The 9414-nt window shown below is 72.8% G+C and carries 9 protein-coding genes and 2 pseudogenes; 7 read left to right on the top strand and 4 right to left on the bottom strand.

Annotation, left to right across the window (positions count from 1 at the left end; genetic code table 11):
• A pseudogene (locus G3I60_RS43050) lies at positions 1–451 on the top strand (allantoicase); the annotation flags it as partial.
• Positions 452–524: 73 nt separating this feature from the next.
• Here G3I60_RS43050 and G3I60_RS43045 read toward each other — a convergent pair.
• Positions 525–938, bottom strand: coding sequence for an ankyrin repeat domain-containing protein (locus G3I60_RS43045; RefSeq protein ID WP_138355691.1), 414 nt, complete (start codon positions 936–938; stop codon positions 525–527).
• On the opposite strand from G3I60_RS43045, the gene G3I60_RS43040 reads away from it, so the two are divergent.
• Entirely contained in the window at positions 937–1077 is a 141-nt protein-coding gene (locus tag G3I60_RS43040; RefSeq protein ID WP_164295626.1) for a hypothetical protein, read from the top strand. The genes G3I60_RS43045 and G3I60_RS43040 overlap by 2 nt on opposite strands.
• A gap of 127 nt (positions 1078–1204) precedes the next feature.
• Positions 1205–3247: a DUF5107 domain-containing protein gene (locus tag G3I60_RS43035; RefSeq protein WP_164608524.1), complete on the top strand. Its 2043-nt coding sequence runs from the start codon at positions 1205–1207 to the stop codon at positions 3245–3247.
• Between the two features lie 16 nt (positions 3248–3263).
• Here the strand turns inward: G3I60_RS43035 and G3I60_RS43030 are convergent, their stop codons facing one another.
• Positions 3264–4298: a 2-dehydropantoate 2-reductase N-terminal domain-containing protein gene (locus G3I60_RS43030; protein WP_164295624.1), complete on the bottom strand. Its 1035-nt coding sequence runs from the start codon at positions 4296–4298 to the stop codon at positions 3264–3266.
• 161 nt (positions 4299–4459) lie between these two features.
• Here G3I60_RS43030 and G3I60_RS43025 point away from each other — a divergent pair, with 161 nt between their 5' ends.
• A complete protein-coding gene (locus tag G3I60_RS43025) occupies positions 4460–5527 on the top strand; it encodes an RNA ligase (ATP) (RefSeq protein ID WP_164295623.1) in 1068 nt (355 codons plus the stop codon).
• Positions 5528–5555: 28 nt separating this feature from the next.
• On the opposite strand, the gene G3I60_RS43020 is transcribed toward G3I60_RS43025, so the two are convergent.
• Positions 5556–6158 (bottom strand): GNAT family N-acetyltransferase, encoded by a 603-nt coding sequence (locus G3I60_RS43020; RefSeq protein WP_164295622.1) that lies wholly within the window; start codon positions 6156–6158, stop codon positions 5556–5558.
• Between the two features lie 117 nt (positions 6159–6275).
• Here G3I60_RS43020 and G3I60_RS43015 point away from each other — a divergent pair, with 117 nt between their 5' ends.
• A complete protein-coding gene (locus tag G3I60_RS43015; protein WP_138355696.1) occupies positions 6276–6731 on the top strand; it encodes an SseB family protein in 456 nt (151 codons plus the stop codon).
• An 88-nt stretch (positions 6732–6819) separates the two neighbouring features.
• Here G3I60_RS43015 and G3I60_RS43010 read toward each other — a convergent pair whose 3' ends face one another.
• On the bottom strand, positions 6820–8307 hold the full coding sequence (locus G3I60_RS43010) for a bifunctional phosphatase PAP2/diacylglycerol kinase family protein (protein ID WP_138355697.1): 1488 nt from the start codon (positions 8305–8307) through the stop codon (positions 6820–6822).
• A gap of 60 nt (positions 8308–8367) precedes the next feature.
• On the opposite strand from G3I60_RS43010, the gene G3I60_RS43005 reads away from it, so the two are divergent.
• Entirely contained in the window at positions 8368–9024 is a 657-nt protein-coding gene (locus tag G3I60_RS43005; protein ID WP_244809504.1) for an HAD family phosphatase, read from the top strand.
• A gap of 195 nt (positions 9025–9219) precedes the next feature.
• Positions 9220–9414 (top strand): annotated as a pseudogene (locus G3I60_RS43000) (pyridoxal phosphate-dependent aminotransferase); the annotation flags it as partial.

The following is a 9414-nucleotide window of genomic DNA, read 5'->3' as shown; positions in this document are numbered from 1 at the left end:
GTTGGAGAACGGCGGCACGGTCGAGGACGCGTCGGACCGTTTCTACTCCTCGCCGGTCAACACGATCCTGCCGGGGCGTTCGCGGAAGATGGATGACGGGTGGGAGACGCGTCGTCGTCGGGACAAGGGCAATGACTGGGTGCAGTACCGGTTGGTGGCGCAGGGTGTGATTCGTGCGGTGGAGATCGATACCGCGTATTTGAAGGGGAACTCGGCGGGTTGGGCGGCACTGTTCGTGCAGGACGACGGTTCGGATGAGTGGACGCAGTTGCTGCCGCGGACCAAGCTGCAGCCCGACACGGTGCACCGTTTCCTGGTGAACCCGGTTCCGGCGACCCGGGTGCGGATCGACATCTTCCCCGACGGCGGCATCTCCCGCCTGCGCCTGCACGGCTCCCTCACGGCGCGCGGTGCTGAACAACTCACCACCCGCACCGAAGAAATCAGCTGACTGATGTGAGTGAGGCGGTGGCCGTCACGCACAGGGCGGCCACCGCCTCGTCAGGTCGGAATCCCCGTGGGGATCACTGCGCGCCGAAGAGCTTCAGCAGCTCGTCCTTGCCGAACATACGGGCCGTGTCGATGGCGTTGGGCGTGCCGGCGGACGGATCGGCGCCACCCGCCACCAGCGCGTGGACGACCGCGTCCTCGCCCTTGAAGACCGCTCCGGCCAGCGGGGTCTGGCCCTTGTCGTTGGGCCGGTTCGGGTCGGCGCCGCGCTGCAGCAGGGCGGCGACGGCGTCGGCGTGCCCGTGGTAGGCGGCGAGCATGAGCAGCGTGTCGCCCCGGTCATTGGTGAGATTCGCGGGGACGCCAGCGTCCACATACGCGGCGAGGGTCGCCGTTCCGCCCTCACGGGCGAGGTCGAAGACCTGGCCGGCCAACTGCAGCACCTCGGGGTCGTGCGCGGGCTCGGTGTCGGGATTCGCTTCCGTCATGCGACCACCCTACGTGGCGATCACCGTGCACGGCCTGTCGTGGAACGCGACGGTTTCCGGACGGTCCGGGACGTCTCCCGGACCGTCCGGGAAGCTCGCCGGGACGGTCGGGGACGGTCCCGGGCAGTCGATCTTCTGACCGATTGCGTGGGCTTTGCCCAACCCTGACCGAGGCAGGGCCTGTTCAGCGGCGCCGTAACCCTGTTCCATGGTCATCAGACGGCCGCCTGTTCCCCGGCGGCCCCGCGTGACTGGATGAGGTGGCCTTGGCTACGACCGTGCGACGTATCGCTGTGACCATCCCGGCTGCCCCGATCGGCCCCGAGAACCCGCTGCCCGCGCTGCGCGCCCTCGACGAGGTGCACCAGCTCGATCCGCGCGAACGCGCCGGACTCCCGGCCGACATGGCACGCCAGGTCGGTTACGCGCCGCTGCACTCCGTCCTGCCGGTACGGATCCTCGACGGGTACGGCCGCGAGCGCGCCCCCGCCGAGTTCGAGGCCGTCGTCATCGAGAACGACCGGGTACGTGCCACCGTCCTGCCCGGTCTCGGCGGCCGGCTGCACTCGCTCGTGAATAAGGCCACCGGCCGTGAGCTGCTCTACCGGAACCCCGTCGTCCAGCCGGCCGACTTCGGGCTGGCCGGGGCCTGGTTCTCCGGCGGCGTGGAATGGAACCCCGGGGCGACCGGACACACCACCCTCACCTGCGCGCCCCTGCACGCCGCCCGCGTACCCGCCCCCGACGGCGGCGAGATGCTGCGGCTGTGGGAGTGGGAGCGGCTGCGGGACCTGCCGTTCCAGATCGACATGTGGCTGCCGGAGGACTCCGACTTCCTGTACGTGGGCGTCCGGATCCGCAACCCGCACCACCGCACGGTGCCGGTCTACTGGTGGTCCAACATCGCCGTCCCGGAGACCGACGGCACGCGCGTGCTCGCCCCCGCCGACGAGGCGTGGCACTTCGGCTACGCCCGCTCCCTGCGGCGCGTACCGGTGCCCGAAGGGGACGGTACGGACGTCACGTACCCGACCCGGTCCGAGCACCCCGCCGACTACTTCTACGAAGTAGCGGAAGGCAACCGCCGCTGGGTCACCGCCCTGGACGACGCCGGGCAGGGCCTCGTCCAGACCTCGACCGACCGGCTGCGCGGCCGCAAGCTCTTCCTCTGGGGCAACGGGCGCGGCGGCCGCCGCTGGCAGCAGTGGCTCACCGAGCCGGGCACCGGCGGCTACCTGGAGATCCAGGCGGGCCTGGCCCGTACCCAGCTGGAGCACATACCGATGGAGGCGGGCGCGGAGTTCTCCTGGCTGGAGGCCTACGGTCCGCTCGCCGCCGACCCGGCCGCCGTCCACGGCGACGACTGGACCGCGGCCCGCGCCGCGGTCGAGGACCGGCTGGAGAGCGTCCTGCCGCGCGCGGACGTCGACGCCGCCTACGCCGCCTGGCTGCCGCACGCGGACACCGAGCCGAAGGACGTCATCGCCACCGGCTCGGGCTGGGGAGCGCTCGAGGTCGAGCGGGCCCGGTTCGCGCTGCCGGGTACACCGTTCGACCCCGCGACGCTGGGCGCGCAGCAGAAGCCCTGGCTGGAGCTGCTGGTCGCCGGCATGTTCCCGAGGCCGGCGGCGGACGCGCCGCCCGGCCCCGCGCTCGTGGCGCCGGAGTGGCGCGAGCTGCTGGAGGCCGCGGACACCTACGACGGGAACGAGTGGTACCGGGACTACTTCCTCGGCGTCGCCCAGTGGCACGCGGGCGACCGCGCCCAGGCCATCAGGAGCTGGGAACGCTCCGCCGCGCAGCACGAGACCTGGCCGGTGCTGCGCTGTCTCGCCGTCGCCGACCAGGAGGACGGCCACCTCGAACGGGCCGCCGACCGCTTCCTGGCCGCCTCCGACATCGCGCACCACGAGGTGCTCGACGACGACGCCTGGTGGGCGGCCTCGGCCGGACTCGCCCGGGAGGCGGTCACCGCGCTGCTCGCGGCCGGCCGCGCCGACGACGCGGCGTTCGTCCTGGACGAGCACGTACCGGGTCACGCCGGGCGTGGCCGGTTCCGGCTGCTGGAGGCACAGGTGCTGCTCGCGCAGGGCGATGTGCCGGCCGCGCGGGCGATCTTCGACGCGGGTTTCGTCGTCGACGACCTCCGCGAGGGCGAGGAGTCGCTCAGCGACACCTGGTACACCATCGCGGAGCGGCTGATCGCCGGCGACGGCCCGGTGACCGCCGACATCAAGCAGCGGGCGCGCGCCGAGCACCCGCTGCCGGAGGCGTACGACTACCGGATGCGTCCGGCAGCCGAGCTCTGACAGTGCGAAAACACCGTCAGTCCCGTTGGGTCCGCTCGTAGGAGTCGATGAGGGCCGTCAGTTCGGGGATCGTGAGCTCCCCGGGCCGGCGGCCCTCGCGGGCGAACGCGTTGGCGATCCGCTGGAGCGCCGCGTTGACCGGAGTGTCGATGCCGGCCATCCGGCCGAGCAGCACGATCTCCCCGTTGAGGTAGTCCGCCTCGATGGAGCCCGTGCCCCGCGTGAGGCTCTGCCACGACGAACCGCCGCCGCGGGTCACTCCGTTGAGGGGCTGGAGCTGGATGCGGTCGCCCCGGGCCGCCGTCTGCTCGGCGTCGCTCGCCCGGTCGATACCGGCCGCGTCCAGCACCGCTTCGCCCTCCACGACAGCACGCCGCAACACGTCGTGGGCGTCGTCGCCGTCGAGCGGGCCGCAGGTGGCTTCCAGCGCGTTGGCGAGGTTCTTGAGCAGCTTGCCGTACTTCCAGCGCATCACATCGGGCGGTGTGGGCGCGTCGAAGCCCGACTCCTTGAGATCCGTGGCGATGCGCTCCGCCAACGGGTCGGCCCCCGATGTGCCCGTCGCTCCCGCCGGGAAGCGGCCGATGTGCAGAATGCCGGTCAGCGGCGCGCACGACGCCTCGATCGACCCGGGCTCCAGATAGCTGGCCGGCAACCAGACACACATCCCGTACACCCGCCGGAACCGCCGCAGCGCGAGCCGCTCACCCGCGACCCCGTTCTGCGCACACACCACCGGCAGCCGATCGCCCGCCGTACCCCCGCCCACGACCGGCCGCCCGGCCCACGCGTCCAGCGCCGCGACGCTGTCCTGTGTCTTCACGGCGAGCACCAGGACGTCGTCCGCGCGTAGTTCGAGGGCCTTCGGCCCGTCGACGACCGGGATCGGCAGCTTGAGCGACCCGCTGGGCAACGTCAGCCGCAGCCCGCCGTCCCGCAGCGCCTCGTAATGCGCACCCCGCGCAACGAGGACGACCTCCCGGCCGCTGTCGAAGAGCCTGCCGCCAATGGTTCCGCCGATCGCGCCGGCACCGATGATGATGTATCGCACCGTCCGAGACTCGCACACACGTCAAGTCCCTCCCGCACGGCGGGCGCCGGCCGTCGCGCCGTCCAAGAAATCGCTGGCCGAGGCGGCGTTCCGGCAGCCAGAGTGGTGGCCGGAGCCCGCGTTCGCCGGTTCCGTGACGAACGACGGGGGAGGGTTGCCGCATGTCCACGCTGCGTGTGAGCGCCGAGCGGCTGACGATCCACGAGCACCCGAACGCGGACGCGCTGGAGCTGGCGCAGGTCGGGCTCTATCGGGCGGTCGTGGCGAAGGGGGCCTACCGGACGGGTGAGTTCGCGGTGTACATACCCGAGCAGGCCGTGCTGTCGGACGCGCTCATCGGGGAGCTGGGGCTGACCGGCAGGCTTGCGGGGTCGGCTGCGAACCGGGTGCGGGCGGTGCGGCTGCGCGGTGAGCTCTCGCAGGGCATCGTGTGCCGGCCGGAGGCCCTCGCGGGCACGGATCTGGAGCGGGCCGCCGCTGACGGGGAGGACTTCGCGGAACGGCTGGGCATCGTCAAATGGGTGCCGCCGATCCCGGTGTCGATGAGCGGTGACGTCGAGGCCGCGCCGGATCTGCTGCCGTGGACCGACATCGAGAACCTCAAGCGCTATCCGGACATCTTCGCGCCCGGCGACCAGGTGGTGATCACGGAGAAGCTGCACGGCACCGCCTGCTGCTTCAGCTACTTCGCGGACACCGGCCGGATCCAGGTCACGTCCAAGGGCCTGGGCTCGCAGCGGCTGGCGCTCCAGGAGGCCGGCGGCAACCTGTACTGGCGCGCCGTGCGCGGCCACGGCCTGCCCGCCGTCGCCGCCCGGCTCGCGGCGCGGCTCGGCGCGTCCCGGGTCGGCATCTTCGGTGAGGTCTACGGGGCCGGCGTGCAGGACCTCGGGTACGGGGAGGACGGCCGGCGCGACGTCCCCGCCTTCGCGGCCTTCGACGTGTCGGCCGAGATCGACGGCCAGGTCCGCTGGCTCGATCCGCACGAACTGCTGGCGGGCGAGCTGCCGCTGGTGCCCGTCCTGTTCAGCGGCCCCTTCGATCTGGACACGGCGCTGAAGCTGGCCCAGGGCGCGGAGACGGTGTCGGGGCGCGGACTGCATGTGCGCGAGGGCGTCGTGGTGCGGACCGCCGACGACCGTTACAGCCCGGTGGTCGGCGGCCGGGCCATCGCCAAGGTCGTCAGTGACGCCTATCTGACCCGCAAGGGCGGCACCGAGTACGAGTGAGAGCGTGCGACGCGTGGGACCGCGCCCGTCAGCCGTCCAGGCGGGCGCGGAGCCGGCGCTTCGCGTCCGGCCATTCGTCCGCGAGGAGCGAGAAGAAGACGCTGTCACGCCAGGTGACACCGTCCGACCGCAGCCGGTGGCGGCGCCAGACCCCCTCGCGCTGCGCGCCCAGCCGCAGGATCGCCTCCTGGGAGCGGGTGTTGAGCAGATCGGTCTTCCACATGATGCGGCCCATGCCCAGGTCCTCGTAGGCGTAGGTCATCAGGAGCAGCTTCGTCTCGGTGTTGACCGGGCTGCGCCAGTAGGCGCGGCCGTACCAGGTCCAGCCGATCTCGAGCCGCTCGTCGACCGTGCTCACCTCGTGGAACGTCGTCCAGCCGACCGCCCGGCCGCTGCCGAGCTCGATCACGGCGTAGGCGACACCGCCCGCCTCCCGGCTCTGCGCACAGACCGTGATCGCGAGATCACGCAGCTCGTCCTCCGTGCGAGGCGGTTCCGCGGGCAGCCAGCGCCACACCTCCTCGTCACCGCCTCCGGCGGCGAACAGATCCGGCACATGTTCCGGGCCGAGCGGTTCGAGCCGGACGAAGCGGCCGGTCAGGACGGTGGGTGAGGGCGACTTGGCAACCATGCACGCACCGTAACCACAGCCCGCTTGGTCCGGCCAGCCGGTTTTGGATCCTGGACGGCATGTTCCGTCCCTCGGTGGGGTACGCGGGAGGTTCAGTCGCCGAAAGGACTCGTAGCCATGACCGACATCCATTCCAATGGCGCCCTGCCTCCGGCGCAGCAAGCCCTCCACGAGATCGCCCAGGGCGGCGAGAACGTGATCGCCCTGAGCACCCTCGCCCTCAGTGACGTGCTGCTTCCCGTTCCCGGCGGGCCCGGCGACCCCGACCCCGACGCCCCGGAACAGCAGGACCCCGCGGCGCCGCAGGGGATCCAGCTGCCGGTGTACGAGCAGGAGGACGGGGTCAAGCTGGTGCCGGTGTTCACCTCCGAGGAGCGGATGGCGCAGGCACTGCCGGGTACGCACCGCTACCGGCTGGTGCCGCTGTCCGCCCTCAGCGGCAGCTGGCCGTCCGACGAACTCACGCTCTCCATCGACACCGGCTCCCCGGACGCCCTGAGCATCGCGGGCCCCGGGGTGCGGGCGCTGGCCGCCCTGTCGGGCTCGGGGCCGGGCTCGGGACCGGCTTCATGACCCGGATGCGGGGGGCCGGGGTCGCGACGGCCCCGGCCCTGCCCGCCGTCCCGTCGCCCGCCGTCCCGTCGCCCGCCGTCCCGGCGGCTCACGGCCGGTAGACCACCAGGGCACTGGGCAGCTTGCCCAGCAGCAGTTCCGAGGGCGCGGGGACCACCTCGCCGTCGTAGGCGAGACGGCTGCCCGCGGCCAGGCCGCGGATCCGCAGCCGGCGCAGCTTGGCGGCGGAGTACACGGGGGAGCGGGTGAGGAAGCCGGTCACGGCGGCCCCGAGCAGCCGTGTGCGGGCGAACGGGCCGCCGTCCACGATGCGTACGTCCAGGATCCCGTCGTTCAGATCGCGGCGGCGCACCGGCGCGAGCCCCACGCTGGAGTACTCGCAGTTCCCGGCGAAGATCAGCCAGACCGACCGGCGGCGCCCGTTGATCTCGACGTCGACCGGCTCGGACGTGCGCAGCACGTGCACCGCCGCCAGCACGCTCGCCGGCCAGCTGCCCACCCGCCGCGACCAGCGCTCGCGGATGCGGACCAGCTCCGGGTACGAGCCGATGCTGAAGGTGTTCACGAAGGGGACGGCCTCGGCGCCGCCCGGGGTGTCGTACGAGGTGTACGTCGCCAGGTCGACGGCCGACGCGGTTCCCGCCACGACCGCCGCGGCGGCGTCCTCGACCGTTTCGATGCCGAGGTCGAGCGCGAAGTGGTTGCGCGTTCCGCCCGGGAAGACCACCAGCGGAAGGCCGTGCCGCAGGGCGATCGACGCGGCCAGCGTGACCGTTCCGTCGCCGCCGCACACCCCGAGCGAACCGTCGTGCTCGACCGCCTGCCGGGCGGCCTTCTCCAGCAGTTCCGCCAGGTCGTCGTCCTCCGAGCGCTCCGCTACCACGGCCTCCGGCAGCGCGGCGCGGATCCGGTCGGCGGGCGGGTTGAGGAACGCCGGCGGCCCCGATGCCTCGTTGACCACGACGAACAGCCCGCGCCCCGCCGGCAGCGAAGGGGCGTTGACGTCAGGGCCCACGTCGGCGGCCGGCCCGTTCGAGGTGGGGATCAGCGCCCGCACCGCGAGGGCGGCTCCCATGCCGAACGCCGCACCGGCGACCACGTCGCTCGGGTAGTGCACCCCCGTGTAGACCCGGGAGAACGCCACCGAGGCGGCGATCGGTGCCACCACCGTGCCCCAGCGGCCCGACTCCATGAGGACCCCGGTCGCGAAGGCGGCCGCCGAGGCCGCGTGCCCGGAGGGGAAGGAGGTCGTGAAGGGCTGGTGCCGCAGCCGGCGTATCACCGGGACGGATTCCAGTATCGGACGCGCCCGGCGGACGGCCCGTTTGCCCACGGTGTTCACCGTCGCGGAGGCCAGCGCCAGCGACCCCACACCGCGCAGGGCCGCGCGCCGGCCGGGCTTTCCGCCGACCGCGGCGATCCCGGCGGCCACCCCGAACCACAGCAGCCCGTGGTTGGCGCTGCGGCTCAGCCGGGGCAGCACGGGCTCGGCGCCCGGCCAGCGATGGCTGGCGACCTGATGGAACAGCTTGTGGTCCCACGTCTTCAAGGAGTGGGCCCTGGCGCGTTGCTTCATGCGCTAGCGGCTACCCGGGCAGCGGCCATCGATACCACCCCGCTCGCCTAGGATGCCCGGGTGGCTGATGATCGAATAGACCTGGTGATCTTCGACTGCGACGGTGTCCTGGTGGACAGCGAGCGCCTCGCCGTCCGCGTCGACGCGTTGATGCTGGCCGAACTCGGCTGGCCGCTGACCGAGGCCGAGATCGTCGAACGGTTCGTCGGCCGCTCGCACCGCGACATGACCGCCGCGATCGAGCAGCAGCTCGGCCGGCCGCTCCCCGAGGGCTGGTACGACCGCTACCGGCCCTGGTACCGGTCGGCCTTCGAGGCCGAACTGACCGCCGTGGACGGCATCACCGAAGCCCTCGGCCTGATCACCCTCCCCACCTGCGTCGCGTCCAGCAACACCCACCCGGGACTGCGGCACTCGCTCGGCCTCACCGGCCTCCACTCCCGCTTCGAGGGCCGGATCTTCAGCGCGTCCGAGGTCGAGCACGGCAAGCCCGCCCCCGACCTGTTCCTGCACGCGGCCCGCGCGCTGGGCGCGGACCCGGCCCGCTGCGTCGTGGTCGAGGACAGCCGCTACGGCGTCGAAGCGGCCCGCGCGGCGGGTATGCGCGCCTTCGGCTACTACGGCGGGCTCACGCCGCGGGCCTGGCTCGAAGGGCCGGGGACGGTCGTCTTCGACGAGATGCGCGACCTGCCGGAACTCCTGCTCGGCGGCTTCTGAGGGAGCCGCTCGCGAGCGGGAACCGAGCCGCACCCGAGTCGGACCCGAGGCAGCTCCGAGCCGCTCACGGTCGGATCGGGAGGAACCCGGCCCCGGCGCAAACGGGTGGGCGGCGTGGCGGGAGGGCATGGCACTCCTGTGGCGCGCGCGCCGACTGGGAAGGTGGCCGCAGCCACTGACCCACCGGAGGCACGGATGCAGGGGACGACCCCGTACGACCTCAGGCCCGATCCGGGGCTGCCCGTCCCCGCGTACTGGACCGCGCACCTCGTGGGCGGCGGCGGGCCGGAACCGGCCGGCGGCAGCCCGGCGGTGCGGCAGGCGGCGGCCGGGTACTGGGGGCGCCGCGGGCTGTGGACCGATCCGGGGCGCATCGTGGCCGCCACCGGC

Source organism: Streptomyces sp. SID13666 (assembly GCF_010548325.1).
GTDB lineage: Bacteria > Actinomycetota > Actinomycetes > Streptomycetales > Streptomycetaceae > Actinacidiphila > Actinacidiphila fildesensis.
This window is presented reverse-complemented; position numbering and strand designations above follow the sequence as displayed.